We start from the raw sequence: 25,604 nt of genomic DNA on the forward strand, positions 1-25,604 counted from the left end.
AAGGGCAGCTTACGCTCGCTGCGCGCCTCGTTCAGTCGCTGTCGCTCCTTCACTGCGGTGCTTAGCGTCGCCTAAGCTGCCCTTGCGACTGCCCCTTTGAGTCCCACCCAACCGCAGACCGCAGCCTCACGCCTCCCCAGCCTCGTCGGCGGCTCCCGTTAGTCGCCGCCGACTCCCTCGCGCGTGCTCCTCGCGGCCGCCAGTGGCGGCCACTCGGAGGCACGCGCCACCGCGTTGTTTTATAAGTGGTCGTCGCCGTCGCTCTTGGATGTTTAAATACCGGATCGCCGCTATCGATCTGCAAGACCTACTCCCGATATCAATTACTACAGTACCTGTATTGACCGCAATAGGGACAGAGTGTGTCTCTTCTGAGGGTTTCAACAGGTTCATTTTTCGCGTTTCGATTACCCCGCTAGTGACGGCGGAATCACTTATAAAGACGCGCCGCGTCAGACGGAACCACTTTTCACTAACCACCCGAAGGTACCACTAATGAATCCCACCGAGTGGCGGGCGTATCTCGTGACGCAGGCGAGCCGGTCGGCCGGTCGAGAGACGGAAGCGATCGTGGAGGCGGCGCTCGACGGCGGCGTCGACGCCGTGCAGCTCCGCGAGAAGGGGCGGTCGGCGCGCGAGCGGTACGAGCTCGGGCGCCGGCTCCGCGAGCTCACCGCCGACGCCGGCGTCGCCCTGATCGTCAACGACCGGGTCGACCTGGCCGCCGCGGTCGACGCCGACGGCGTCCACCTCGGGCAGTCGGACCTGCCGGCTGCGGTCGCCCGCGAGCGCCTCGGCGACGAGGCGATCGTGGGCGTCTCGGCGTCGACGGTCCCGGAGGCGCGGGCGGCCGCCGACGCGGGCGCGGACTACCTCGGCGTCGGCGCGGTGTACGAGACGGACACGAAGGACGTGGCGTCGGAGTCGAACGGCGTCGGCCCCGAGCGCGTCGCGGCGATCGCGGAGGCGGTCGACCTCCCCGTCGTCGGGATCGGCGGGATCGACGCCGGCAACGCGGGGGCGGTCGCGGCGGCGGGCGCGGCCGGCGTGGCGGTCGTCTCGGCGATCACGGCCGCGGACGATCCGCGCGCCGCGACCGCGGAGCTCCGGGAGGTGGTCGGCGATGGGCGATGAGCCGGTCGACGACCTGCCGGCCGAGAACCTGCCGGTCGGGGAGACCCTGGCGGCGGTCGAGGCGACCCCGCCGCTGGTCCACCACCTGACGAACGACGTGACGACGAGCGAGACCGCGAACGTCACGCTCCACTGGGGCGGGCTGCCGGTGATGGCCGACGCCCCGGCGGAGGCGGGCGACATGGCCGCCGGCGCCGACGCGGTCGTGATCAACACCGGGACGGCGTCGACGACCGACGTCGACGCCATGGTCGACGCGGGCCGGCGCGCCAACGAGGCGGGCGTCCCGGTCGTGCTGGACCCGGTCGGGTACGGGGCCACGCCGCACCGCGTCGAGTCGGTCGGGCGGCTGCTGGACGCGGTCGCGTTCGACGCCATCAAGGGCAACGCCGGGGAGGTCCGCGGGCTCGCGGGCGAGGAGGCGACGGTCCGCGGCGTCGAGTCGGTGGGCGAGCACGACGCCGGCCTCCCGGACGCGGCGCGGGCGCTCGCGGCGGAGACGGGGGCTGTCGTCGTCGCCTCCGGGCCGACCGACGTCGTCGCCGACGGCGAAAGGGCCTACGAGGTGTCGGCCGGCCACGAGCGCATGGGTTCGTTCGTCGGCTCGGGCTGTATGCTCGCGAGCACGCTCGGGACGTTCGCGGCGGTCGTCGGCGAGGGTGCCGAGCCGCCGTCGTCGACGACAGAGGCCGCGCTCGCCGCGTGCGTCGCGTACGGGATCGCCGGCGAGCGCGCCGCGGAGCGCGACCCCGCGGGGCCGGCGAGCTACCGGACGGCGTTCATGGACGCGGTCGCCGCGCTGGCGTCGGAGCGCCCGGCGCTCGACGCCGCCTCGCGGATCGAGGAGGTCTGACTCCGGCGACTGCGGTCGGATTCGGTCGGTCGCTCACCGTGTCGCCGACTTCCACTCGCGGAGCCCGAGGCGCTCGCCGTTCAGGTCCTCGGCGGGCGCCTCGGTCGCGGCCCAGACGAACAGCGGCGCGACGCTCTCGGGGTCGCGGGCGCGCTCCTTCCCGGTGAGGTCGGTCGCGACGAGCCCGGGATCGACGACCCCTACGGCCGCGTCGAGGTCGGCGGCAAACCCGCGCGCGACCGCCTCGGCCGCCGCCTTCGAGGCGGCGTACGCCCCCATCCCCGGTCGGGACTCGTGGGCGACCGCCCCGGAGGGGACGACGACCCGCGCGTCCGCGGTGAGGTGCGGGACCGCCTCCGCGACCGTCGCGAAGACGCCGCGGGCGTTGGTCCGCATGGTGTCGTCGTAGTCGGCGTAGCTCGTCTCGTCGATCGGGCGCTCGCCCGGGCCGCCGTGGAAGACGGCCGCGTTCGCGAACACCGCGTCGATCGGCCCGGCCTCCCGGGCGACGCCCTCGAAGAACCGCTCTAAGTCGTACTCGTCGCGGACGTCGACGCGGGCGCCCCAGGCGGTTCCTGGCGCGTCGCCGCCGTCTCCGTCCCCGTTCAGCGCCGCGACCGTCCGGTCGACCGCGTCGCCGTCGCGCCCGGAGACGGCGACGAACGCCCCCTCGTCGACGAACGCCTCGGCGACGGCCCGCCCGATCCCGCTCGTTGCGCCGGTGATCGCGACCGTGGGATCCATGTGGGGATCGGTAGGGCGGTCGCCGACTTAGGCGTACTCACTCGCGGTGGCTCGGCCCGCGGTCTCCGCGGCACCCGCTGCCGTCTGGCCGGTATTTATACCGCTGCCGCCGTACGATCGGACATGGACGTGGCCCCGGATATCGACGCCGTGGCCGGCGAATCCGTCGTCGTGATCGGCGGCGGGTTCGGCGGCCTCTCGACCGCGTGTTACCTCGCCGACGCCGGCGCGGACGTGACCCTCTTGGAGAAGAACGAGCAGCTCGGCGGGCGGGCGAGCCGGCTGGAGGCCGACGGCTTCCGGTTCGACATGGGGCCCTCGTGGTACCTCATGCCGGACGTGTTCGAGCGGTTCTTCGGCCACTTCGGCCGCGAGCCGTCCGACTTTTACGAGCTGGAGCGGCTCGACCCCCACTACCGGGTGTTCTGGAAGGACGGAGACAAGGTCGACGTGCTCCCCGACCGCGAGGCGAACAAGGCCCTCTTCGAGGAGTACGAGCCCGGCGCGGGCGAGGCGTTCGAGGCATATCTGGAGGAGTCCGAGCGCACCTACGAGATCGGGATGGAGCACTTCGTGTACGAGGACCGCCCGCGGCTCCGCGACTACGTGGACAGGGACGTGCTCCGCTACTCGTGGGGGCTCTCGCTTTTGGGCAAGATGCAGGGACACGTCGAGGACTACTTCGATCACCCGAAGCTCCAGCAGCTGATGCAGTACACCCTCGTCTTCCTCGGCGGCTCGCCGACGAACACCCCCGCGCTGTACAACCTGATGAGCCACGTCGACTACAACATGGGCGTCTACTACCCCGAGGGCGGGATCGGCGCCGTCGTCGACGGGATCGTCGAGCTGGGCGACGACCTCGGCGTCGAGTACGTCACCGACGCCGAAGTGACCGCCATCGAGGGCCGCCGGGGAGCGTTCGCGGTCGACACCGCCGACGGCGAGCGCTACCTCTCCGACCTGGTCGTCTCCGACGCCGACTACGCGCACACCGAACAGGAGCTGCTCCCGAAACACAAGCGGCAGTACAGCGAGGAGTACTGGGAGTCGCGGACGTACGCCCCCTCCGCGTTCCTGCTGTACCTCGGCGTCGAGGGCGACGTGCCGAACCTCGAACACCACACGCTGGTGTTGCCGACGGGCTGGGACGAGCACTTCGAGCAGATCTTCGATGACCCGTCGTGGCCCGACGACCCCGCCTACTACCTCTGTGTCCCCTCCGAGACCGACGACACGGTCGCGCCCGAGGGGCACAGCAACCTGTTCGCCCTCGTGCCCATCGCGCCCGGACTGGAGGACACCCCCGAGCTGCGCGAGGAGTACCGCGACCTCGTGATAGACGACATCGCCGAGAACACCGGGACGGAGCTGCGCGACCGGATCGTCTTCGAGGAGACGTTCTGCGTCGACGACTTCGCCGACCGGTACAACAGCTATCAGGGGAGCGCGCTCGGGTTGGCCCACACCCTGCGACAGACCTCGCTGCTCCGGCCGTCCCACCGGTCCGACGCGGTCGACGGGCTCTACTTCACGGGGTCGACGACGACCCCCGGTATCGGCGTCCCGATGTGTCTCATCAGCGGACAGCTGACCGCCGAGGAGCTGTCGAAGACGGCGTGACCGGAGCCGTGACCGACACCGCGACCGACCCCGGCCGACGCTCGCTCCCAGACCTCTGCCGGTACCTGCTGGTGCTGTCGCGGCCGCGGTTCTGGCTGTACCTCGCCGGCCCCGTCGCCGTCGGCGTCACCTACGGGATCGCCGACGTGGGCGGGCTGTTCACGCCGATGACGGTCGGGCTCGCGGCGTACTTCCTCGTGCCGGCGAACGTCTTCCTCTACGGCGTCAACGACGCCTTCGACGCCGACATCGACGAGCTGAACCCGAAGAAGGAGGACCGCGAGGCGCGCTGGCGGGGCGACCGGCTCGTCTCGCTCGCGGTGGTCGCCTCCGGCGCGCTCGGGCTCGCCGCGTTCGCGGTCACGCCGCGGGTCGCGTGGCCGTACCTCGCCGGTTTCCTGCTGCTCGGCGCCGGCTACAGCGCGCCGCCGCTCCGGTTCAAGACGACCCCGCTCCTCGACTCCGCCTCGAACGGGCTCTACGTCCTGCCGGGCGCGGCCGCGTACGCCGCCGTGGCCGGGACGCACCCGCCGCTCGCGGCGCTCGCGGGCGCGTGGCTCTGGGCGATGGGGATGCACACCTTCTCCGCGATCCCCGACATCGAGCCGGACCGCGCCGCCGGGATCCGGACGACGGCGACGCTGCTGGGCGAGCGCCGGACGTACGCCTACTGCGCCGCCTGCTGGGTCGCCGCCGCGGTCGGGTTCGCCGCGGTCGACCCCCGGCTCGGCGCGCTGCTCGGCGTCTACCCCGTCTTCGTCGCGTGGGTCGCCCGGTCGTCGATCGCGGTCGACCGCGCCTACTGGTGGTTCCCGGCGCTGAACACCGCCGTCGGCACCCTGCTGGCGATGGGCGGGCTCTGGCGCGTCTACCCGATCACGGAGGCGCTCGCGTGAGCGACTCCCCTCCACCCTCCGCCTCGACGGCGGGCGGACTCGACGCGCTCCGCGCACGGCTCCCCGACACCCGCCGCGAGGCGGAGCGCCTGCTCGACCGGATCGTCCGCGAGAACCGCTTCACCATCGCCGTGCTGTTCCCCCTCGTCGGCGCGCTCGCGCTCGTCGGCAGCGCGGAGGGGTGGGTACCGGAGCCCCTCGCGTTCAACCCCTGGTTCGTCCTCTTCGGCGTGTTAGTGATGCGCTCGCCGCTCGTCGTCGGGGTGTTGCCCGCGGTCGACCGCCGAGCGGTCGGATGGATCGGCGCGCTCGTCGCCTACACCTACGCGATCGAGCTGTTCGGCGTCGCCACGGGGTGGCCGTACGGCACCTTCGAGTACACCGTGAGCCTCGGCCCGATGCTCGGCGGGGTGCCGCTGGCGCTCCCGGTCTTCTTCATCCCGCTCGTGGTGAACGCCTACCTGCTCTGTCTCCTGCTCCTCGGCCCGCGGGCGTCGAACGGCTGGCTCCGGCTCGCGACCGTGATCGCCGCCGTGGTGGCGATGGACGTGGTGCTCGACCCCGGCGCGGTCGCGCTCGGCTTCTGGACGTTCGGCGGCGGCGCCTTCTTCGGCGTCCCCCTCTCGAACTACGCCGGCTGGGTGTTGTCGGCGACGGTCGCGGTGGTCGCGCTCGACCGCGCGTTCGCGGGGACGACGCTCGCCGACCGCCTCCGCGACTGCGAGTTCATGCTCGACGACATGGTGAGCTTCGTGATCCTCTGGGGCGGGATCAACCTCTGGTACGGGAACCTGCTCCCCGCCGCCGTCGCCGTCGCGTTCGGCGTCGGGCTCGTCCGCGCCGACCGGTTCGACGCGAGCCTGTTCACGCAGTGGCGGCGGGCGTGAGCCTGGGCGATTCGCGACCCCTTATGTACGCCCCGTCCGTTTCCGAACGCATGCGCGTTCGCGCCGCCGACACGAGTACCACGGTTCGAGCGGAGGAGACCGAATGAGCGGGCTCGCGATCGAGTACGGCACCCACGAGCGGGTCCGGGAAGTCGTCGACCGGCTGACCTACTGCGCCGAGCACGTCAGCCTCGCGTTCGACGGCTGGGACGAGCCGCACGTCAAGGGGCCGGGGCTCTACTTCGCGGTCGTCGCCGACCGGGAGTACGGCGACTACGCCGACCCGATGGGCGAGAACCGGTGGCCCCGGGAGAGCTGTCCGACCGCGTTCGCGGAGGACGCCTTCGTGGAGGCGGTCGAGTCGGTGAGCCGCGAGCAGGACGGCGGGGTCGTCGTCGCGGTCGACGGCGAGATCGAGGCGCAGATGGTGCGGTTCCGGGACCTGGGCACCCGCAGCGAGGAGACCGATCTGGTCGACGACGTGAGCTACGAGCCGTGGATGGGCTCGCGGCACATGAGCGCGATCGAGACCTCGGTCCGGCCGGAGGTCGTGGCGACCGTGACGCTGAGCGAGGAGACCGGACGGGTGAGCCTGTTCCGCGACGGCGACGCGGAGTCGATGGAGCGCGACGAGCTCGGCGGGGAGTGGCGCGCGGAGTGACGCGCGGAGTGACGCGTCGGCCTCAGTCGTCGTCGATGATCCCCTCCGCGACGGCCATGTCGTCGATCGTCGGGTCGTCGGCGGAGCTCCGCAGGACGAACCGCTTGCGGATCAGGTCCGCGAAGTAGATCGCGGTCCCGAGGATGAGCAGGGTGTCGCCGGGCAGCCGCGCCCAGAACAGCGTCTGGACGAGCTCGCCGTTGTAGAACGCGAGGCTGCGCGCCGCGGCGTAGCTCTCCGTGAACGCGACCTCCAGCTGGAGGAAGCCGACCGGGAGCAGCGAGATGCCGACCATCAGCGCGAGCCCGACGTTCCACAGCCAGAAGGACGCCCGGAGCCACGAGCCGTCCCAGCGCTCGGGGTCGATCGACAGCTGGAGCATGTACGCCACCATCCCCAGCGCGAGGAACCCGAACGCACCGAACATCGCGGCGTGGGCGTGCGCGACGGTGAGGTAGGTGCCGTGCTCGTAGTAGTTGATCAGCGGGAGGTTGATGAAGAAGCCGAGCACCCCGGCCCCGACGAAGTTCCAGATCCCGCTGGCGACGATGAACATGAAGGGGAGCTTGTAGGGGAACCCGCCGGTCTCGGTCATCGCCCGGTACTGCCCGATCGCCTCGTAGAGGATGAAGATTAGCGGGAGCAGCTCCAGCGTCGAGAAGACGCTCCCGATCGGGACCCAGTAGTCGGGCATCCCGACCCACCAGTAGTGGTGGGAGACGCCGATGACGCCCGTGCTCATCACGAGCAGCGCCTGTAGTGCCACCGCCTTCTCGGCGCTGCGGCGCGTGAGGAGGTTCATCGAGACCAGCGTGAGCCCGATGATCGCGACGATGAAGAACTCGAAGGCGCCCTCGACCCACATGTGGACGACCCACCACCGCCAGAACTCCGTGACGGCCATGTTCGTCGTGGGGGTGAACATGAACCCGGCGACGAACAGCAGGGTGATCGAGCCGCCCGCGTAGAGGATCATGTGCGCGAGCCCGTACACCGGCTCGCGGTCGAGCAGCGGCTTGAGCCCGCGGATCGCGAGGATCGCCCAGAGCACGAACCCGACGAGTAAGCCGCCCTGCCACACCTTCCCGACCTCGAGGTACTCTAACCCCTCGTTGCCGAGGAGCCACCACAGCTGCCCGTCGAAGTAGCCGTTCGCGCCGAGCCAGATGCCGCCCATCCCGCCGACGACGACAGTCACTAACGCGCCGAGCAGGACGTTGACGTACCGTGACTGGTGTTTCGGCTCGTGGCCGGTGAGGAGGGGCGGAAGGAACAGCCCGGCGCCGAGCCACGTCGACGCGATCCAGAGGATCCCCAGGTCGATGTGCCACGTCTTCGCGATCGAGAAGGGGAGGATCTGGAGGATGTGGACCCCGAACAGCTCCTCGATCCCGAAGAAGCCGGCCCGTTCGATGTAGAAGTGCGCGAGCAGTCCCCCCAACAGCACCTGCGCTAAGAACAGCCCGGCGGCGATGGGGATGAACCGGAGCGCGGCGCGCTGGCTCGGGAAGACGCTCACGTCGCCCGGCTCGGGCACGGTGATGCCCTCGGCGGACGGCTCCGGGAGCTTCACCGACTTGTAGAGGAGGATCGCGGCGCCCGCCGCGCCGACGAGCAGCACCATCGCGATCACGCTCCACGTCATCGCGGCGCCGGTCGCGTCGTTGCCGGCGGCCGGCGAGGGCGGCCACTCGTTCGTGAAGGAGTTGTCGCCGTCGGGGCGGTCGGTGTGGGAGAACCACGCCGTCCACAGCGCGAAGTCGGCGAAGTCCTCGGCCTCCTCGGTCGAGTCGATCATCTCGACCGGCACGCCGCGGTCGTGGTCGCCCTCGTGGTAGCGCTCGACGTACGTCTCGCGCACCTGCTCGTGGGCGTACGCCTCCGCGGCGGAGTACTCGACGGTGTCGCTCCCGTCGTGTGCGCCGTCGAGGTCGTCGCGGACCGTCTGGTCGATCCCCGCGCGCTCGGCGGAGCTGAGCGAGTCGTAGCCGGCGCCGTACTCCTCTTGCGCGTAGTACTCGCGCATGTGCTCGGCCTTCAGATCCAGCGTCTCGGCGGTGTAGTCCTCGCCGTAGTAGGCGCCGTTGCCGAGTATCGACCCGTGGTTCATCAGCCCGTACTGCTGGAACGCCGCCTTCCCGTCCTGGACCGTCTCTCCCGTGGCGATCGTCTCGCCGTCGGGGCCGACGACCTCGTCCGGGATCGGCGGCGCCTCCTGATACGCGAACCACGCCCCGGCGCCCATCACGACCAGATTGAGCAGGAACGCCGCGACGATGACCTTCGCGATCGTCTTGCGCGTGAGTTCCATCACGTGGGCGTTGTCTCCACACGGACTATCAGTTTGGTGGCAACATGTTCGGACGCCGTTCCCGGAGACTGACACCGCCCGTCGGCGTCCCGGGCGCTCTCCCCCGAGATCGGCAAGGTGAGCCGAGTTACGAACATGTTCGCACGGTGGCTTACCGGGAAACGACGCGTACGGGCGGGTATGCCAACGACCAGCGAGGCGGTGTCGGAGTCGAGGAGCGCAGCGGAGTCGAAGCGCGAACCGGAGTCCACGGGCGCGTCGGAGACGGCCGCGGAGACCACGGTCACGGTGCGGTGTACCGGCCACGTCCGGACGGAGCTCGGGGAGTACGAGTTCGAGTACACCTTCGAGGGCGACACCCTCCGGGCGTTCCTCGACGAGCTGTTCGCGGACTACCCGGAGCTACAGGACATGCTGATCGCGGAGAGCGAGTCGGAGGCGACCCACAGCGGCTGGGCGCCGACGCCCGAGGAGCTACCGGGGACGTGGTCGAAGAACCCGGCCGGCGAGCAGACGATCGCGTACGCCCGGATCCTCGTGAACGGTCACTTCAACGAGAACGAGAAGGGGTTCGACACCGAGCTGGAGGAGGGCGACCGGGTCGCGCTGGTGTACCCGTTCATGTTCTGCTGTTAGCCCGGAACTCGGGGGCTCCGAGACCGGACGCCCCGCTCGGCGAGACCGATCAGCCCTCGTACCCCGCCAGCTCCATCACGGAGGCGAACTGCTCGGAGTCCATTACGCTCTCGTAGACCATCCCGCCGATCATGCCGCCGGGGTAGCTCTCGCCGTTCATCGCGTGGTTCACCTTGTGACAGTGGAGCGCGTAGACGCCCGGGTCGGCGTCGGCGGTGAACTCGATGGTCTTGCGCTCGGCGGGCGCGAGGGGGACCACGTCCTCGCGGTGCCGGGCGGACTCGGGGATCACGCCGCCGTCCTTCTCGACGACGGTGAACCCGTGGTTGTGGGTGTGCATCGCGTGCGACTCGTAGCCGGCGTTGACGTAGTGGATCCGGACCTGGTCGCCCTCCTCGACGATCAGCGGGGATCCCTCCTCGGGGTGGAACGTGTACGGCGCACAGCGACCGTTTACGGTGAAGACGTCCGGGTTGCGGTCGCGGTGACTGAAGTCGACGTCGCCGCCGGCGGTCGACGCCGACAGCCGGCTGTCCCAGTCTTTGATCGTGTGGAAGACCTCCGTGTCCGCGGGCTCGTACCCCTCGGGGTCGACGCGGAGGATCCCGTACATCCCCATGTCGAGGTGGTTCTGGGTCTGGTAGTGGCAGTGGTAGAGGTGCGTGCCCGGCTGGTTCGCGTCGATCTCGTAGGTGTGCTCCTCGCCCGGCGCGACCTGCTGGCCCGTCGTCGTCGGGACGCCGTCGTCCATCCAGCTCTTCGAGAGCCCGTGGACGTGGAAGGTGTGCGGGCGGTTGTGCTCCGAGTTGTCGTAGGTGATCTCCAGTTCGGTCCCCTCGGTGACACGGAGCAGGGGACCGGGGACGCTCGGGTCCGTGTCGGGGGTCTGCCACGCCCAGACCTCGGGCAGCTCCCACGGGCCGCCCTTCGCCCCCTCGCCGAGCAGGGTGTGGCGACACGGCGTCGTGGACACCGTGATCTGTCCGTCGCGCTCGTCTAAGTCGATCGTCGTCCGCGGGGACGTGTACGGGTGGTCCGTCTCGACGCCCGTGGCGTCGCTCCCGGACCACTCCGCCACCTGCTCCTGAACGCCCTCGTCGGTGACGGCGTTCTCGGCGCCCTCACCGGCGTCCGCGCGCGGGGCGCCACACCCCGCGAGCCCGACGGTCCCGAGCGCCGCGGCCGCCGAGAGGAAGCCGCGTCTGGAAGCCGTGCGTCGACCCGTGTTGTCGCCGTCTCTCGTCATATCCGAACATGACCGGGGAACACTTATAAACCGGAATCAGGATCCACGGACCGTGAGAACGCGGTCGGCGGTCGTACGGTTTATATGCAGTCGGATCCGGCCGACGACCGGTATTTATACCCGCACGACCCGACGGCCGACGTGAGATGCGGATCGGCATCGTCTCCGACACCCACGACGACCTCGCCGCCGTCGAGGCGGCCGTATCGCTGTTCGAACGCGAGGGCGTCGACGCCGTCGTCCACTGCGGCGACTTCGTCGCGCCCTTTTCAGTGACGCCCTTCGACGTCGGCGGCGACGGCTCCGACCGGGACGCCCCCGGCGACCGCGCCCCCGACGCCGGCTTCGACTTCTACGCGGTCCGGGGCAACAACGACGGGGAGTGGGCGGTCGAGTCGACCGTCGACTCGTTCGGGACGTACCTCGGCGAGGCGGGGACGCTCTCGTTCGGGGGCTCCGGCGGAGACGCCGAGAGCGACGATGCCGAGAGCGACGGCACCGTCGACATCGCCGTCACTCACGGGACGAGCGGGGTCGTCGTCGACGCCCTCGTCGACTGCGGCGACTACGACTACGTCTTCCACGGTCACACCCACGCGCACGGCGTCGAGGAGCGCGGCGGGACGGTGCGGGTGAACCCCGGCGGCCTCCCCATCCCCGTCGACGGCGCCGACGACGCCTTCCGCGTCGCGGTCCTCGACGCCGACGCCCGCGACGGCTCCGCGGATCCCGACGCGGTGACCCATTACGAGCTCGACGCGTGACGCGGGTGTCGGATGGCGGACGGGCGATCCGAGGGCGCGCCGACGGGACCGGGAGGGACGCGCGACCGGGAGCGATCCGGGCGGCGCGCGACCGCCCCGACACGCAAACGCGAGCTTGTCCTTTCGTTGACCTTTTGCCGGGCCCGCGCCGAGAGTCCGTATGGACAGACGCGCGTTCCTCCGCCGCGCGGGCGGGGCGGTCGGGTCGGTCGGGATCTGCGGCGGCCTCGCCGGCTGTGCCGACCTCGTCGACGGCGACGGGAGGAGGGCAGTCGCGGAGCGCGATCCGCCGGACCGCCCCGACGAGCTCACGGCCGAGTCGGTCGCGGAGTACGTCGCCGCCTACGAGGAGGTCCGCGCGCACAACCGGCAGGCGGCGGCGGGGGCGGTCGAGGTGTCGATCGACGCGGCCGCGACCTTCGATCACGCCTCCGGCGACGACCACTACGCGACCGCACAGCACGCCGGGTCGGTGTATCACGAGACCGACGACGGCGACCGCTCCGTGGGAGAGCTGTACGGCGACCCGGTCCCGTATCTGGTGACGCCGGATCGCACCCTGCGGCTGGACGTGCGGCGCCGGACCGCGGAAACCGACCGTCAGGGCGGTGAGGGCGACGGCAGCGACGGCGGTGCTTCCGACGGAAACGACACCGCCTCGGGCGACGAGCGCGTCTCGCCGCCGCTCGGCGTCCGCCTCCTCAACGTCACCGGGGAGGCGCGCGAGCTCGGGCTGACCGTCACGCGGCGGGAGGTCGGCGACGTGGAGACGAGCGAGACCGTCGCGGACCGCGGCGTCGCGGTCGGTCCGGAGACCGCCGTCGAACTCCGCTCGATCGCGGACGCGCGCGGCGGTTACCGCGTCACCGCTCGCATGGAGGACGACGGGATCACCGGCCAGGGGCGGATCGAGGTCGGGCTCCCGAGCGCCGACCGCGGCCCGAACGTCGACGTCGTGGTCGACGGGGACGGGGTCTCGACCTGGCACCTCCCGTCGTTCGAGGGGGTCTGAACCGACGACGAGAAGAGGGGACCCGGCGACGCCGGGGCCTGGATCTCAGGCGTCGGCGTCCGCGGGCTCGATCCCCCGGAACTCGAACCGCGCGCCGCCGTCGGCGGCGTCGACGAGGTCGAGGGTCCACCCGTGAGCGTCGGCCACCTCGGCGACGATCTTGAGGCCGAAGCCGGTCCCGCCCGGATCGGTCGTGACCCCGGCGTCGAACACCTCGTCGCGGCGGTCCGCGGGGATGCCCGGGCCGTCGTCCTCGACGTAGAAGCCGTCGCCGTCGGGGAGGGCGCCGACCTCAACGCGGACCGACTCGCCGGCGTGAGCGACCGCGTTGGCGAACAGGTTCTCGAGGGCCTGCCGCAGCCGGCTCCTGTCGGCGCGGAACCGGAGGTCGTCGCCGACGACGAGCTCGGCGGCCGCGGTGTCCACGCTCTCCCAGCACTCCGCCGCCAAGTCGGCGAGCGCCACCGCCTCGGTCTCGTCGATCGCGGCACCCTGCCGCGCGAGCGTCAGCATGTCCTCGACGAGCGCCTCCATCCGGCCGAGCGAGCGGGCGACCGTGTCGATCTCGGTCAGATCCTCGTTCTCGTTCCGGAGCCGCTCGCGGAGCAGGTCGAGGTTCCCCGTCGCGACGTTGAGCGGGCTCCGGAGGTCGTGGGAGACGAGGCTGGCGAACTCCTCCAGCCGGTCGCGCTCCCGAGCGATCTCCCGTTCGCGGGCCCGGAGCTGTCGCTCCCGCTCGATCCGGACGAACACCATCGTGACGGTGGCGGCCCAGAGGCGGGCGACGGCGAGGTCGGACTCGTCGAACGCGTCCGGATCCGTGGCCCCGATGTTGATGAGCCCGTACCGGCCCAGCGGGAGGATCAGCTCGCTGCGGATCCGCGAGTCGGGGTTGTGGCGCTCCGGGTCGGCGTGCGTGTCCTCCACGTACGCCGGGTCGCCGGTTTCGAAGGCCTCCCAGGAGATGCTCGGGGAGTCGGGACCGAAGGTCGGGTGGTCGCCGACGAGGTCGTCGGCCGCGTCGGTCCAGACGGCCGGTTCGAGCAGGTCCCGGCGCTCGTCGTACAGCCATATCGCCGCGATCGGGTGGCCGAGCACCTCCTCGACGTACTCGACCGCGGCCTCGGCTGCGAACTCGCGGTCGGTCGTCTTCAGGAGGTCCTGGGTCGCCTCGTGGAGCGCCTCCAGCGTCCGCGTCCGGCGGTGGAGCTCCGCCTGCTGTGCGCGCTCCTCCCTGACGTCGACGATCGTGGCGACGAGGTACGTCTCGCCGTCGCGTTCGAACGGGCCGAGGCTGAGCGTCACGGGCACCTCGCTCCCGTCGGCGCGGCGCGCGTGCAGGTCCAGGCTCGCCGCCATCGAGCGCGGCTGGGGGTCGACGACGTAGCGGTGGAGCTCCTCCCCCGCCGCGCCGCCCCGGGGGTCGTACAGCAGCGTCTCGAAATCTGTCCCTTCCACCTCCGACGGCGCGTACCCGAGGACCGCCTCGACCCGCTCGTTGCCGGCCCGGACGATCCCGTCGTCGTCGACGATCACGACCGCGTCCGGGATCCCGTCGAGGGCCTCCGGGAATCGCTCCATCGCTACTCCTCGCTGGGCTCGTGGACGTGCCCGCACTCGGGGCACCGGACCTCCTCGCCGCGGAGGTCGGCGGAGGAGGCGCGCACCTCGCGCATCACCTCGCTGATCTTGTCTTCGGCCTCCAGTTCGTCGGCGACCGCGAGGTCGACGCCCTCGACCTCCAACAGGAACTTCGCGACCTCCGTCACCTCGTACATCATCTCGTCTAAGTCCTCCGCGGTGAAGAAGCCGGACATCGCGCCGTAGAGGAACGTCGCGCCCGCCTTCGTCACCTTCTCCTCGAAGGAGTAGCGCGCCTGATTGACCGCCTGCGGCGTGTACGTGTCGGTCATGAAGGGGACCAGCTCCGGGAGGTTCTCGCCGATCTTCGTCATCTCGACCCCCGTCTCCGTGCGGAAGTCGGCGCAGAGTCGCGCGATCGCCCACTCGCGGGCCGTGATGTACGTCCGGTCGCGGAGGAACTCGTTGACGCGCTCGTAGCGCGCGCCGTCCATCTTCTTGAACCGCTCGTACTTGCGGACCTCCGGGGGGACCTGGTCTCGCCCCTGCTCGGCGCTTTTCCCGCCCTCGTCGCCCGCGACAGCTCCGCCGTCCCCCGCGTCATCTCCGTCGTCGCCGGGGGCGCGCTCGTCCGCCTCACCATCCACGGCGCTCCCGTCTGTCTCGCCGGCGTCGGGCGCCGAGGGCTCGTCGGCCGGCGCCGACCCCGCCGACGCGGCGTCCGGGGGCTCGGGGGCGTCGTCCGATCCCTCGTCCGACGCGGGATCGGTTGATTCGTTCATGTCGTGAGTAACCTTACCGCCGAACAAAAGGGTTGTCGGTGGCCGTCGCGGGCTCGCGAGAGTGCGCGAATTGGGGGCGTCGCGGCCGGGGACCGCCCGAACCCGCCCGCCGTCACGGGGCCGGACCGCGTCTCGGCGGAGATCCATTTTTGTACCGCCGTGCGGACGGGGCACGTATGAAGGTGCTTTGCGGGATCGGCGGCAGCGACGACTCGTTCCGCGCGCTCGACCGGACCGTCGAGCGCGCGGCGGTCGCGGACGACGACCTCACGGTCGCGGTGGTCGAGAACCCGGACTCGTCGGTGGAGCCGGACGAGATCGCGCGGCGGGCCGAGTCGGCGATCGAGGAGGCGGCGCTCGACGCCGAGGTCCGGCTGGTCGAGGGCGATCCCGGGAGCCGGCTCGTGGAGATCGCCGAGACGGAGGGGTTCGAAGAGATCGTCCTCGGCGGGGGCCACACGAGCCCGATGGGGAAGATCACGATCGGGTCGATCGCCGAGTTCGTACTGTTGAACGCCAAGACGTCCGTCACGCTGGTCAGATGAGCGACCGTGGATACCCGGAGGCGGTGGCCGACGAGTTCCCCGCTCCCCCCACGGAGTTCACCGACAGGGAGGGGCGCACCGTCGAGGTCCGCCCCTACGAGGGCACCGAGGCGGGGTACGAGGCGCTCGTCGAGATGTACGACGCCTTCGACCCGGCCGACCGCGCGCAGGGGATCCCGCCGGGCGGCGAAGAGCGGATCCGCGAGTGGCTGGACGCGATCCTCGGCGACGACTGCCTCAACGTGATCGCGTGGTGCGGCGACGAGGTCGCCGGCCACGCGACGCTGGTGCCCGACGAGGACGCCTACGAGCTGGCGATCTTCGTCCACCAGGAGTACCAGCGCGCGGGCATCGGCACGCACCTCATCCGCGGCCTGCTGGGTCACGGGCAGGCCGAGGGGATCCGGAAGGTGTGGCTCACGGTGGAGCGCTGGAACCGCGCGGCCGTCTCGCTGTACAAGAAGATCGGGTTCGAGACCTCCGACGCCGAGAGCTTCGAACTGGAGATGGGACTCCGGCTGAACCCGGACGGGGGCGGCGAAGAGGCCGGAGAAATCGAGAACGGCGGGGAGCCGGGCGCCGGAGACTCCGGGACCGACGGCGGGTAGCGTTGGCCGGAATCTTCAAGCCTTTAGGGGCGGCGGGAGACCCCTCGGTATGAGCCACCGAATTCTGCTGTTGGGGGCACCGGGCGCCGGAAAGGGCACGCAGAGCACGAAACTCGCCGACGAGTACGGCGTCGAGCACGTCACGACGGGCGACGCGCTCCGCGCGAACAAGGACATGGAGACGGAGTACGGGACGCCCCGCTCGTTCATGGAGGCCGGCGAGCTCGTGCCGGACCCGGTCGTCAACGAGATCGTCGAGGCCGCGCTGGCGGACGCCGACGGGTTCGTGCTCGACGGCTACCCGCGCAACCTCGAGCAGGCGGAGTACCTCTCGGAGATCACCGACCTCGACGCCGTGATCTTCCTCGACGTCGACGAGGAGGTGCTCGTCGACCGGCTCACCGGCCGCCGGGTCTGTGACGACTGCGGCGCGAACTTCCACGTCGACTTCCAGCCGCCCGAGGAGGCGGGGGTCTGCGACGAGTGCGGCGGCGAGCTGATCCAGCGCGACGACGACACCGAGGAGACCGCCCGCGAGCGGCTCGAGGTGTTCTACGACAACACCGAGCCCGTCATCGACCACTTCCGCGACGAGGGCGTCCTCGTCGAGGTCGACGGCGAGGCGGCGCCCGACGAGGTCTTCGACCGCATTCGAGACGTCCTCGACGAGTAAGACCGAGTCGTCGTCGGTTCAGCGGCGGCGATCCGACCGCCGCCCGATCCTGCAAGGTTCTTAACCGTCGGCCGACAACCGGGCGGTAATGAGCAAGGTCGAACGGAGAGTCCGCTCGCTGGTCGGCGACGACGGCGAGATGCGAGACGCAGTCGAGGTCGTCCTCGATAACGCCGCCGACGGCGAGGTTCGGTGGGTCGACGTCCGCGACGAGATCACGAGCGGCCAGTGGGGCCGGCTCATCGAGAAGGAGATCCTCGTCGACGGCGAGACCGGCTTCGCGCTCGCGGACCGCGACGCCATCGAGGCGGGGCTGGAGGACGACGACGACCTGACCGGCGGCGGCGACGTCGACACCCCCGAGACGACCTCCTGGACCAAGTGGGACAAGATCGCCGCGCTCGCGACGGTGGGCGCGTTCGTCGGCTACGCCGTCAACCCGGTCCGCAACGCGATCGCCGGCGCCTTCGACCTCGTGTTGGGGCCGATGTTGAACGTCGTTCCCTTCTACGTCGTGATTATGGTCATCGCGCTCGGGACGGGGCTCTACTCCACCCTGCTGCGTGCGGGGCTCATGGACATGGAGAAGATGAGCATGTACCAAGAGCGGATGAAGGACATCCAGGACCGCCGGAAGGAGGCGAAGGAGCGCGACGATCAGGAAGCGCTCGACGCCATCCAGGAGGAGCAGATGGACGCGATGGGCGACCAGCTTGGCATGTTCAAAGAGCAGTTCCGCCCGATGGTGTGGATCATGTTCCTCACGATCCCGGCGTTCCTGTGGATGTTCTGGGTGATCGGCTACCGCGGCTCCGACGCCGCGTACCCCGCCGTCGCCTCACAGGAGCTCGTCGTGCCGCTCGCCGGCTCCGTCACGTGGGACACGGGGATCGTCGGTCCGATCCAGATGTGGATCCTCTGGTACTTCCTGTGTTCGATGGCGTTCACCCAGCTCGTCCAGAAGAGCCTCAACATCGAGATGTCGCCGTCGACCTCGTAAGCGAGGTCGCCTCGGACGACCCTTCTCCGCGGCGTCGCCTCTCTCCGTCGACGCCGGTGTCGCCCGCGTAGCCAGAAGCGTGTGCCGAGATCGGGTGCGGCCGGTATCCGTGAAACGGCGATCGAGGAGGGGAGTGGGTCTCGCACGGTAGTGGCGTGGCTGTTTATAAATCGGATTGCCGTGGCGCTGGCGGATGCTTATAACTGGTCCTCGCCGTCGCTCCCGGGTTTTAAAAGCCGTCTCGCCGCGATCGATCGGCGAGACTCACACCCGCTATCGATCGGAAAACGGCTCTCGGCGAGACGCCGCTTCAAAAGGCGGAATTCGGCGACGGCCGCCCGTCGCTACGGAGCGCTTACTCCTCTAAGACGCTCGACCACTGGCTGGTGTACGTCGCCTGCGCCGGCTCGAAGGAGACGCGCTCGCCGATCGCCCCTCCGTTGTCCTCGAAGGCGGCCACGTACTGCTCTTCGAGCGACTGACCGTATGCGTCGTTGAGGTACAGCGTCCCGGAGCTCTCGGCGCCGACCATGTCCCCCAGCGCGAGCTCGGCCATCGCCGGGCCCTGCAGGAGGTCGGACGGCGCGGTCCGGAAGACATAGCCGTTGTCGTCCAAGTCGGTCACGTCCGGGCTCGTCGAGGACGGCGAGATCCCGACGACGCCGTTGGGGATGTACACCTGGTCGGCCACCTGGAGGTTCACGTTCGAGGAGGCGGGGCCGACGACGGCGCCGTAGCCGGCGTCGACGAGCGCGTTCGCGCCCGAGATGCCCGCCTGCGGGTCCGTCTGCGTGTCCTCGACGCGGGTGTCGACGGTGATGTCCAGACCGGCGTCGTTGACCTGGGTCGCCGCGAGCAGCGCGCCGTCGCGGATCGGACCCCCGAGCGGACCGAGGTCACCGGTCTCGGGCATCAACACGCCGATCTTCGCCTCGAACTCGCCGTCGATTCCGACGGGGTCCGCGGCCGTCGCGTTCAGGTCCTCGTCGGAGAGCTCGTTCCCGAACTCGAGCGTGTCGAGGGTGACGATCTCGCCGTCTTGGAAGTCCTGCACGTCGTACGCGGCGGTGGCGATGTCGCCGTTGACGTCGAAGTCGACGCTGGAGGACGCCCCGACGTAGTGGACGGGGTCGCCGGCCGCCACGGTCTCGACCGCTTCGGGGAGGTTCTCCGGGCCGAACTCCTCGCCGCCGGGGTTCGCGACGGTCCGGATGCGGTCCCGGATGGCCTCGCCGTCGTTCTCGCCCGCCGCGGTCGCCGCGAGGATCTCGACCGCCATCGCGTCGTACGCCTGCGCGGTGAACACGCCGGGCGCGCTGTCGTACTCCGACTCGTACGAGTCGGCGAAGAACTCGGCGCCCGGGCCGCCCGCGGACGGCGCGGTCCCGATGACGTTGTTCATGTCGTTGTCGACCTCCCCGGGGAGGCTGGCGTCGATCAGCCCGTCGGGCACGACGATGTCGAGGTCGGGCGCGCCGTCGGCGAACTCGGAGTAGAAGTCGCGGAACAGCTGAATGCCGGACTCGGGGAAGCCGACGACCATCACGGCGTCAGGCGCGCTGCCGCCGTCGCTCCCGTCCGAGCCGTCGGACCCGTCGTCGCCGTCCATCCCGTCGTCGCCGTCGCTGCCGTCGGAGCCGTCCTCGCCGTCGCTCCCGTCCGAGCCGTCGCCGCTCTCGGTCGAGCAGCCGGCGAGTGCCGCGATGCCGGCCACTCCGGCGCCCTTGAGTACGTCGCGTCGCTGTATGCGTTTCCTTCGCGTCATTCTGTTACGCTATACCATACGTGTGTTTATAAGTGTATCCACGCCCACAAATACCACAGCGGACCGATACGGTCCCGATTTGAGGGCGGTAGCGCGTTCGAGACGCCGACTGCCGGCGTCTGCGCTCATCGCCGATCACCGCGAAACGGCGGTTAGTTACGGAAATCAGTCATGTCGCAGCGGGAGGTCTCAGTACCCCTGCGCGTTCCCGTCCTTTCGCGGCTCGGTCGCCGCCGAGAGGACGCCGTCCCGGCACCGCGCGATCTGCGCGCCGCCGAACATGGCCGGCGGGAGCGTCAACACGTCGTGTCCCTTCCGAGCGAGCTTCGCGGCGGTCCCCCCGTCCCCGTGCGGTTCGAGCGCTAGCTCGCCGGTCTCGCGGTAACGCCACCGCGGCTCGTCGAGCGCCCGCTGGAGCGGCATCCCGTAGTCGACGAGGTTGGAGATCACCTGCACGTGCCCCTGGGGCTGCATGTACCCGCCCATCACGCCGAAGGCGGCCCAGTCGTCCTCGTCGAAGCGAACGAGCCCGGGGATCAGGGTGTGGAACGGTCGCTTGCCGGGTTCGAGGCGGTTCGGGTGGTCGGGATCGAGCGAGAACGACGCGCCGCGGTTCTGGAGGGCGATCCCCGTCTCGCCGGCGACGAGCCCGGAGCCGAACCCGGCGAACCGCGAGTTGATGTACGAGACGACGTTGCCCGCCTCGTCGGCGACCGTCAGCAGGACGGTGTCGGCGTCCTCGGCGTTGGCGTCGGGGACGCCGAAGCTCACGTCGCGGTTGGCCGTCTCGCCGACCTCGGTCGCGCGGCGCTCCGCCCACTCCGCGGACGCGAGCGGCGGGACCTCCTCGTAGCTCGGGTCGGTGATGTAGCGGTGGCCGTCGTGGAACGCCACCTTCAGCGCCTCCGCGAAGTAGTGGACGCGCTCGGGGCTGTCGTAGTCGTACTCGCCGGCGCCCAGCTCAGCGGCGACGTTGAGCGCCTCCAGCGCGATGAGCCCCTGGTTGTTCGGCGGGAGCTCGTACACCTCCGCGCCGTTGTACGTCGTCGAGACCGGCTCCGGCCACTCGACCTCGAACGCCGCGAGGTCGTCGACTGTCATGAACCCGCCCGCCGCCTGTACCTCCGCGGCGATCGCCTCGGCGATCTCGCCCTCGTAGACCGCGTCCGCCCCCTCTTCGGCGATCAGCTCCAGCGACTCGCCGAGTCGGGGGAGCGTCACCTCCTGCCCGACCGCGGGCGATTCGCCGCCGAAGAGGTACGCCTCGCGGGCGTGATCGCTCTCGAACAGCTCCTCGCCGTGGGTCCACGCGTCCGCGATCACTTCGCTGACCGGGTACCCCTCCGTCGCGTAGCGGATCGCGGGCCGCAGCAGTCGGTCGAGCCCGAACTCGCCGAACCGCTCGGTGGTCGCCTCCCACCCGCGGGCAGTCCCCGGGACCGTCACCGTCTGGGCCCCCGTCATCGGCATCTCCACCTCGCTCGGGTCGTCGCCGTCGATGTCGTCGTCGGCCGCGAGCGCCTCGCGGGCGTTCTCGATCGTCGCGTCGGCGGGAGCGCCGCCGCAGGCGCGCATGGCGCCGACCTCGCCGTCGGCGGTGCGGTACAAGGCGAACACGTCGCCGCCGAGTCCCGTCGACGTGGGCTCGACGACGTTGAGCGCGGCGGCGGTCGCCACCGCGGCGTCGAACGCGTTCCCGCCGTCGCGCAACACCTCGATCCCCGCCTCGCTCGCGAGCGGCTGGCTCGTGGCGACCACGCCGCGCTGTCCGTACACCGTCGACCGTCGGGAGCCGAAGCGGTCCACGTCTGGGTCCATGACCACACGTTCGCCGGCGCGCGGTTAAACGTCCCCCCGGACAGTTCCGGTGTCCCGGGGCGTATTATTTGTGAATAGGTAACGTTTAACGCATTTCGGCGCCTCAGGTAACGGGAACAGATGACCAACCGGACCGAGACGGACGGCGGGGAGTCGAGCGCCGAGAGCCCGCCGACCGACGGGTCTCCCGACGATTCCGGCCGTGGTCCCGACGATTCCGGCCGTCGTTCCGACGACTCCGACCGTCTCCCCGACGACCCCGACCGCCGCCGCGTCCTCGGGTACGCGGGGCTCGCCGCGCTCGCGGGCACCGGCGTCGCCGGCGCCTGGTACGCCTCGCGGCCGGAGCCCGACGCGGAGCCCGGCGACGGGACCGACGAGGGCGACGACACCGACGGATCGGAGGATCCCGTGGAGGCCCCCGACGACGAGGTCCCGGCGGTGGTCACTCGGTACGCGCCCGACCTGTACTTCGGCGCGTTAGAGAAGTGGTACCCCACCGACCCGCGGCCGTACGTCGTCGAGACCGATGCGGGGGCCGTCGTCGACGGGTTCACCGCGCTCGACGAGTACTCGGCGGCGTTCCGCGAGACCGGGACGCCGCCCGCGCCCACCGTCTTCTACAACGTCGTCGAGGCGGCGCCGGGCGTCGACGCGGTGCAGTACTGGCTCTACTCGGCGTTCGACCAGTTCACGGTCAACTTCCACTGGCACGACTGGGAGCTGCTGCAGGTGTTTGTCGACCGCGAGAGCGGCGACCCGATACTGCTCTCCGCCAGCGCCCACTCCCGGGCCAGCCCGAACAACGAGTTCCTCGAGCCGGAGATCCCGGACGGCTCGCGGCCGGGGATCCTCTCTGAGGTGGGGTCGCACTCCAGCGCCAGCGAGGTCAACGGGCTCGTCCCCAGCTTCGAGCGGCTCCCGGTCGGCGACCTCGTCTCCGACGTGACCAACGACGCGATCGACGTGTCGGCGGCCCTCCGCGCGCCCTTCGCCTACGGTCTCCCCCGAGACGAGGGCGCGCGGCTCCCGTTCGTCCTGCCGGAGCTCGACGGCTCCCCGCTCCACGAGCACCCCTCGCTGTCGATCGAGCGGAGCGACCTGATCGACGAGCGGGTGACGGTCGGGTCGTGGCGCGGGCTCCCGACCCCTCCCGAGGACCTCCCCCTGCGCGAGCCCGGGCTCGTGATCGCCCACCCGGACAGCGCCGTCGACGCGGACGCGACCTACGCGCTCGAACCCCTCGCGCCGCTCGGCGACGAGATCGACGACTTTGTCGGCCCGCAGCTGAGCTTCGAGTTCGCGATCCCCGGGTTCGTCGAGGACGCGCTCGCGAGCCATATCACGTCGGTCGGCATCCCCTGGGAACAGGAGCGGTTCGCCGACCCCCTCTCGGACGTCACCGACCCCGCGCACCGGCGGCAGATCGACGGCGCGGAGCCCGACGGGCTCTCGAACCGCGTCGTCGGCCGGGTGCGACAGCTCCGGGCCGGGACCGCGGGCGCGCTCGACGGAGTCACGGACGGGGCCGCCGACGCGGTCGCGGACGTCGCCGGCGTGTCGCTGTTCTCGCTCCCGACCGAGTTGGCCGTCCGGCTCGCCAGCGAGGACCCGACCGCGACGGTCACCCGAGGCGGGGTGTTCGAGTACCTCCGCGTCGAGCCCGGCCCGCACCTCCTCGTCGCCAACGGGCCGGGGATCGCGCCGGTCGCGTCCCGGTTCGTCCACGAGGGCGGGCTCGCGCGGGTCGGCGGCGACGGAGAGCTCGCGGTCGTCGCCAGCGAGGACGCCGGCTGGATCCGGGGCGACGGCCGGGAGACGGACGGGATCGAGCGCGTGCGCGTCGTCGAGGACTACGCCGGCGTCGTCTACGACGGCGAGCCGGTCGAGACCGACCGGTTCGCGGTCGCGGTCCACCGCGAGGGCCGCTACACGGTCGAGGTGGTCGACAGGGCGGGAGTGCGCGGGGCGTACCGCGTGACGCCGGATTCCTTCGACGAGAACGGCGAGGCGGTCCGCGAGCGGGTCGAAACCGGCAAGGCGGCGCTCGTGCGGACGCTCCGCGACGAGCTCGACGAGCTGTACGCGCTCGCGGCGTCGCTCGCGCCGGACGACGAGGACGACGACTCCGAGAACGAGACGGACGAGGACCGCGACCGCGACCGGACCGCGTCCGACCCGGTGCTCGACGGGATCTCCCGCGCCCGGGAGTCGGCGGCGGGGGCGGTCGACGCCGCGGAGAGCGGCGAGGAGCGAGCGGCGGACGACCGGCTCTCCGCCGCGACCTCGTCGCTGTGGGACGTTCGGGACGCGTTCCTGACCGACGATCAGGCGGGATACAGCGACGCGGCCGTGGAGGCGATCGATCCGAAGGCGCTCGCCGGGATCGACCGCGCGAACGACGCCATCGACGCCGATCTGTGAGGGATCGCCGGCTCGTCAGGCGGTCACAGCCGAACGTCGCGGGCCGGCGGTTCGACCCCTCGTCATCGTACATGTATCGGTAACCGCTATACAAAATCCGACTCAGCAGTCGATCGCCGTTCGCGGTGCCGCGGCTCAGGCGCCGGACGTTCGACGCCGGACGAATCAGCCTCGACCGCTATCTCACGGAGAAAGCGTGGCCTCGGCACTCGAACCAGTAATTATTACCGACTTACGAGATTGTTTATAGAAAAGCTCGATCCCCACTAAAACGATAGATGGCGCAGGGATGATATCTAAGATGCGCCCCATGTAGAGGAATTCTATCGCTCAGTCGCTCTCTTCAAAGTCATATCCAGGATTGAGTTTGAACGTTTTGTCTCCGACTTGCAGTAGCGGTTCATTTTCACCAGCGAAGTTTCGAGCGGGGAAGCGATATGCCTCATACAAGTCCCGGTGGAGAGCAAAGAGCCGTTTCTTAATCTCGTCGCGTGTTAGCTCAAGGTCATACGAGTCTTCGAATACCAACGGGAGTGCCGTTTTATAGTAAACAATTGGTGTACCGATTCGATTCGGTTCTTCCTCCCCGATAAAATTCGAAAACGCAGTTGACAATGACGACATCAATAGTTCTCGAAGTAACTTTTCAGCTAGGCCTGCCTTTGAAGGAGCATCATCTATTTGCATTCCCTGGTGGACAATCGCATTTCGGGCGTTATAGACCGTTTCAACGACTTCTTCAATCTCATCGGAGAACTGGGATTCATCAACCTGTTCTTTCGCCACACGAAGAACAGCCTCATCGTCACTTTCCGTATTAGACCCAGATAACAAGCTACCGAAGTGACCGCCCACCCACCTTCCCACCTGACTGTCACCATCAAAATCCTGCATAAGCTGCTCCTTTGCTGAAACAATTGCGTCCCTCTGAGAATCTGAAAGGCGCATATCCTCCGTCTTTTTGTCTACGAGCGCTTCAGAACCGGTCCAAAATGCAACAAGTCTGTCTTCGGATGCCTTTGTGGACAAACCATAGCTGTACCAGTTGAGCGCACGTTTGAGACTTTCCTCATTCTCAATTGACTCTGCGATGTTGGCATGTACTTGCTCTGCAATTGAGAGGACGTATCTACCGGCCTGTAGGGTAGAGTCAATCCGTTCCTTGTATGCTGCGTCGGCAGTAGTAACTTTGTACCGACTACCAACTGAAATCCCCTCTTCGAAGGTAAACGACAACGCTCCAGTAATTATTCTTGCTTTGTCCTCAAGCTTGGTGTCTGCAATTTCTTCTGCCTCTTCGCGGTTCTCCGCCTCGTACTCGAACTCAAGAACACCGGAGATCTCGTCGACATTGTTTTTTGGTACGAGAGTTACGTCGAGGGTAGAGTCTCTGAACTCATACTTGGTGTCAATTTTTGTAGGACCATGAAGGCGGAAGGCGGCTTGATACCTTTCCATAGGAATTTCAGCAGACTGTGGTTGCTTAAACCTCATCACCTAGCTTGACTTCCAAAAGGATCCAACCAGAATACGATGACATCCGGAGAATAGGGCTTGTCCTGTTCCGACCCCGATTAATTTGGAGTACATTGCTCTGTTGAATCCGCAGAAGGCGTCGGGATCGGATCACCATACGGTCGG

At 69.4% G+C, this 25,604-nt stretch carries 22 protein-coding genes; 14 read left to right on the top strand and 8 right to left on the bottom strand.

All coding sequences use genetic code 11. The annotated features are described in order from the left end of the window. Window positions 1–495: 495 nt before the first annotated feature. Window positions 496–1,134 (top strand): thiamine phosphate synthase, encoded by a 639-nt coding sequence (gene thiE / locus CK500_RS09870; RefSeq protein WP_095637073.1) that lies wholly within the window; start codon window positions 496–498, stop codon window positions 1,132–1,134. Continuing rightward, complete coding sequence (gene thiM, locus CK500_RS09875; protein WP_095637074.1) at window positions 1,124–1,987, top strand: hydroxyethylthiazole kinase; 864 nt, start codon at window positions 1,124–1,126, stop codon at window positions 1,985–1,987. Before thiE ends, thiM begins: the two co-directional genes overlap by 11 nt. Window positions 1,988–2,020: 33 nt before the next feature. Here the strand turns inward: thiM and CK500_RS09880 are convergent, their stop codons facing one another. Then, window positions 2,021–2,731, bottom strand: coding sequence for an SDR family oxidoreductase (locus CK500_RS09880; protein ID WP_095637075.1), 711 nt, complete (start codon window positions 2,729–2,731; stop codon window positions 2,021–2,023). 123 nt (window positions 2,732–2,854) lie between these two features. Here CK500_RS09880 and CK500_RS09885 point away from each other — a divergent pair, with 123 nt between their 5' ends. The 4 genes from CK500_RS09885 (at window position 2,855) to CK500_RS09900 (ending at window position 6,798) form a co-directional block, all read left to right on the top strand. Further along, entirely contained in the window at window positions 2,855–4,354 is a 1,500-nt protein-coding gene (locus CK500_RS09885) for a phytoene desaturase family protein (RefSeq protein WP_095637076.1), read from the top strand. Window positions 4,355–4,362: 8 nt separating this feature from the next. Beyond that, window positions 4,363–5,250 (top strand): prenyltransferase, encoded by an 888-nt coding sequence (locus CK500_RS09890; protein ID WP_233139073.1) that lies wholly within the window; start codon window positions 4,363–4,365, stop codon window positions 5,248–5,250. Beyond that, window positions 5,247–6,137 (top strand): bisanhydrobacterioruberin hydratase, encoded by an 891-nt coding sequence (gene cruF, locus CK500_RS09895; RefSeq protein WP_095637078.1) that lies wholly within the window; start codon window positions 5,247–5,249, stop codon window positions 6,135–6,137. Before CK500_RS09890 ends, cruF begins: the two co-directional genes overlap by 4 nt. 103 nt (window positions 6,138–6,240) lie before the next feature. Then, entirely contained in the window at window positions 6,241–6,798 is a 558-nt protein-coding gene (locus CK500_RS09900) for a diadenylate cyclase (protein WP_095637079.1), read from the top strand. Window positions 6,799–6,820: 22 nt separating this feature from the next. Here the strand turns inward: CK500_RS09900 and CK500_RS09905 are convergent, their stop codons facing one another. Beyond that, window positions 6,821–9,109, bottom strand: a complete 2,289-nt coding sequence (locus tag CK500_RS09905) for a nitric-oxide reductase large subunit (protein ID WP_095637080.1) — start codon at window positions 9,107–9,109, stop codon at window positions 6,821–6,823. Window positions 9,110–9,289: 180 nt separating this feature from the next. Here CK500_RS09905 and CK500_RS09910 point away from each other — a divergent pair, with 180 nt between their 5' ends. Then, a complete protein-coding gene (locus CK500_RS09910) occupies window positions 9,290–9,745 on the top strand; it encodes a MoaD/ThiS family protein (RefSeq protein WP_095637081.1) in 456 nt (151 codons plus the stop codon). Between the two features lie 49 nt (window positions 9,746–9,794). Here CK500_RS09910 and CK500_RS09915 read toward each other — a convergent pair whose 3' ends face one another. Continuing rightward, window positions 9,795–10,991 (bottom strand): multicopper oxidase domain-containing protein, encoded by a 1,197-nt coding sequence (locus CK500_RS09915; protein ID WP_095637082.1) that lies wholly within the window; start codon window positions 10,989–10,991, stop codon window positions 9,795–9,797. A gap of 146 nt (window positions 10,992–11,137) precedes the next feature. Here CK500_RS09915 and CK500_RS09920 point away from each other — a divergent pair, with 146 nt between their 5' ends. After that, on the top strand, window positions 11,138–11,755 hold the full coding sequence (locus tag CK500_RS09920; RefSeq protein ID WP_095637083.1) for a metallophosphoesterase: 618 nt from the start codon (window positions 11,138–11,140) through the stop codon (window positions 11,753–11,755). A 160-nt stretch (window positions 11,756–11,915) separates the two neighbouring features. Continuing rightward, entirely contained in the window at window positions 11,916–12,767 is an 852-nt protein-coding gene (locus CK500_RS09925; protein ID WP_095637084.1) for a hypothetical protein, read from the top strand. A gap of 45 nt (window positions 12,768–12,812) precedes the next feature. Here CK500_RS09925 and CK500_RS09930 read toward each other — a convergent pair whose 3' ends face one another. Next, window positions 12,813–14,348, bottom strand: a complete 1,536-nt coding sequence (locus CK500_RS09930; protein WP_095637085.1) for a PAS domain-containing sensor histidine kinase — start codon at window positions 14,346–14,348, stop codon at window positions 12,813–12,815. A 2-nt stretch (window positions 14,349–14,350) separates the two neighbouring features. After that, a complete protein-coding gene (locus CK500_RS09935) occupies window positions 14,351–15,130 on the bottom strand; it encodes a DUF5806 family protein (RefSeq protein ID WP_095637086.1) in 780 nt (259 codons plus the stop codon). 176 nt (window positions 15,131–15,306) lie between these two features. On the opposite strand from CK500_RS09935, the gene CK500_RS09940 reads away from it, so the two are divergent. The 4 genes from CK500_RS09940 to CK500_RS09955 all read left to right on the top strand — a co-directional run bounded on the left by CK500_RS09940 (window position 15,307) and on the right by CK500_RS09955 (window position 17,956). After that, window positions 15,307–15,675, top strand: coding sequence for a universal stress protein (locus tag CK500_RS09940; protein ID WP_095637087.1), 369 nt, complete (start codon window positions 15,307–15,309; stop codon window positions 15,673–15,675). Next, complete coding sequence (locus CK500_RS09945; protein WP_233139080.1) at window positions 15,672–16,283, top strand: GNAT family N-acetyltransferase; 612 nt, start codon at window positions 15,672–15,674, stop codon at window positions 16,281–16,283. Before CK500_RS09940 ends, CK500_RS09945 begins: the two co-directional genes overlap by 4 nt. A gap of 49 nt (window positions 16,284–16,332) precedes the next feature. Further along, window positions 16,333–16,956 carry an adenylate kinase gene (locus CK500_RS09950; RefSeq protein WP_095637088.1) on the top strand — a complete coding sequence of 208 codons (624 nt, stop codon included), beginning with the start codon at window positions 16,333–16,335 and terminating at the stop codon, window positions 16,954–16,956. Between the two features lie 88 nt (window positions 16,957–17,044). Then, window positions 17,045–17,956 carry a DUF106 domain-containing protein gene (locus CK500_RS09955; protein ID WP_095637089.1) on the top strand — a complete coding sequence of 304 codons (912 nt, stop codon included), beginning with the start codon at window positions 17,045–17,047 and terminating at the stop codon, window positions 17,954–17,956. Between the two features lie 355 nt (window positions 17,957–18,311). On the opposite strand, the gene CK500_RS09960 is transcribed toward CK500_RS09955, so the two are convergent. Further along, window positions 18,312–19,721, bottom strand: coding sequence for an ABC transporter substrate-binding protein (locus CK500_RS09960; RefSeq protein ID WP_095637090.1), 1,410 nt, complete (start codon window positions 19,719–19,721; stop codon window positions 18,312–18,314). A 189-nt stretch (window positions 19,722–19,910) separates the two neighbouring features. After that, the gene (gene ggt / locus CK500_RS09965; protein WP_095637091.1) at window positions 19,911–21,539 is read right to left on the bottom strand and encodes a gamma-glutamyltransferase; all 1,629 of its coding nucleotides are present in this window, start codon (window positions 21,537–21,539) and stop codon (window positions 19,911–19,913) included. 120 nt (window positions 21,540–21,659) lie between these two features. Between ggt and CK500_RS09970 the strand changes: the two genes are divergently transcribed. Then, window positions 21,660–23,963 (top strand): hypothetical protein, encoded by a 2,304-nt coding sequence (locus tag CK500_RS09970; RefSeq protein WP_095637092.1) that lies wholly within the window; start codon window positions 21,660–21,662, stop codon window positions 23,961–23,963. A gap of 330 nt (window positions 23,964–24,293) precedes the next feature. On the opposite strand, the gene CK500_RS16855 is transcribed toward CK500_RS09970, so the two are convergent. Beyond that, the gene (locus CK500_RS16855; protein WP_144049542.1) at window positions 24,294–25,421 is read right to left on the bottom strand and encodes a HEPN domain-containing protein; all 1,128 of its coding nucleotides are present in this window, start codon (window positions 25,419–25,421) and stop codon (window positions 24,294–24,296) included. Window positions 25,422–25,604 lie beyond the last annotated feature (183 nt).

This window comes from Halorubrum salipaludis, from assembly GCF_002286985.1.
Lineage (GTDB): Archaea > Halobacteriota > Halobacteria > Halobacteriales > Haloferacaceae > Halorubrum > Halorubrum salipaludis.

Bases quoted from the DNA above. Each gene is read 5' to 3' on its own strand.
- thiE (WP_095637073.1), top strand. From the start codon at position 496: ATGAATCCCACCGAGTGGCGGGCGTATCTCGTGACGCAGGCGAGCCGG.
- thiM (WP_095637074.1), top strand. From the start codon at position 1,124: ATGGGCGATGAGCCGGTCGACGACCTGCCGGCCGAGAACCTGCCGGTC.
- CK500_RS09880 (WP_095637075.1), bottom strand. From the start codon at position 2,731: ATGGATCCCACGGTCGCGATCACCGGCGCAACGAGCGGGATCGGGCGG.
- CK500_RS09885 (WP_095637076.1), top strand. From the start codon at position 2,855: ATGGACGTGGCCCCGGATATCGACGCCGTGGCCGGCGAATCCGTCGTC.
- CK500_RS09900 (WP_095637079.1), top strand. From the start codon at position 6,241: ATGAGCGGGCTCGCGATCGAGTACGGCACCCACGAGCGGGTCCGGGAA.
- CK500_RS09905 (WP_095637080.1), bottom strand. From the start codon at position 9,109: ATGGAACTCACGCGCAAGACGATCGCGAAGGTCATCGTCGCGGCGTTC.
- CK500_RS09910 (WP_095637081.1), top strand. From the start codon at position 9,290: ATGCCAACGACCAGCGAGGCGGTGTCGGAGTCGAGGAGCGCAGCGGAG.
- CK500_RS09915 (WP_095637082.1), bottom strand. From the start codon at position 10,991: ATGACGAGAGACGGCGACAACACGGGTCGACGCACGGCTTCCAGACGC.
- CK500_RS09920 (WP_095637083.1), top strand. From the start codon at position 11,138: ATGCGGATCGGCATCGTCTCCGACACCCACGACGACCTCGCCGCCGTC.
- CK500_RS09925 (WP_095637084.1), top strand. From the start codon at position 11,916: ATGGACAGACGCGCGTTCCTCCGCCGCGCGGGCGGGGCGGTCGGGTCG.
- CK500_RS09930 (WP_095637085.1), bottom strand. From the start codon at position 14,348: ATGGAGCGATTCCCGGAGGCCCTCGACGGGATCCCGGACGCGGTCGTG.
- CK500_RS09935 (WP_095637086.1), bottom strand. From the start codon at position 15,130: ATGAACGAATCAACCGATCCCGCGTCGGACGAGGGATCGGACGACGCC.
- CK500_RS09940 (WP_095637087.1), top strand. From the start codon at position 15,307: ATGAAGGTGCTTTGCGGGATCGGCGGCAGCGACGACTCGTTCCGCGCG.
- CK500_RS09945 (WP_233139080.1), top strand. From the start codon at position 15,672: ATGAGCGACCGTGGATACCCGGAGGCGGTGGCCGACGAGTTCCCCGCT.
- CK500_RS09950 (WP_095637088.1), top strand. From the start codon at position 16,333: ATGAGCCACCGAATTCTGCTGTTGGGGGCACCGGGCGCCGGAAAGGGC.
- CK500_RS09955 (WP_095637089.1), top strand. From the start codon at position 17,045: ATGAGCAAGGTCGAACGGAGAGTCCGCTCGCTGGTCGGCGACGACGGC.
- CK500_RS09960 (WP_095637090.1), bottom strand. From the start codon at position 19,721: ATGACGCGAAGGAAACGCATACAGCGACGCGACGTACTCAAGGGCGCC.
- ggt (WP_095637091.1), bottom strand. From the start codon at position 21,539: ATGGACCCAGACGTGGACCGCTTCGGCTCCCGACGGTCGACGGTGTAC.
- CK500_RS09970 (WP_095637092.1), top strand. From the start codon at position 21,660: ATGACCAACCGGACCGAGACGGACGGCGGGGAGTCGAGCGCCGAGAGC.
- CK500_RS16855 (WP_144049542.1), bottom strand. From the start codon at position 25,421: ATGGAAAGGTATCAAGCCGCCTTCCGCCTTCATGGTCCTACAAAAATT.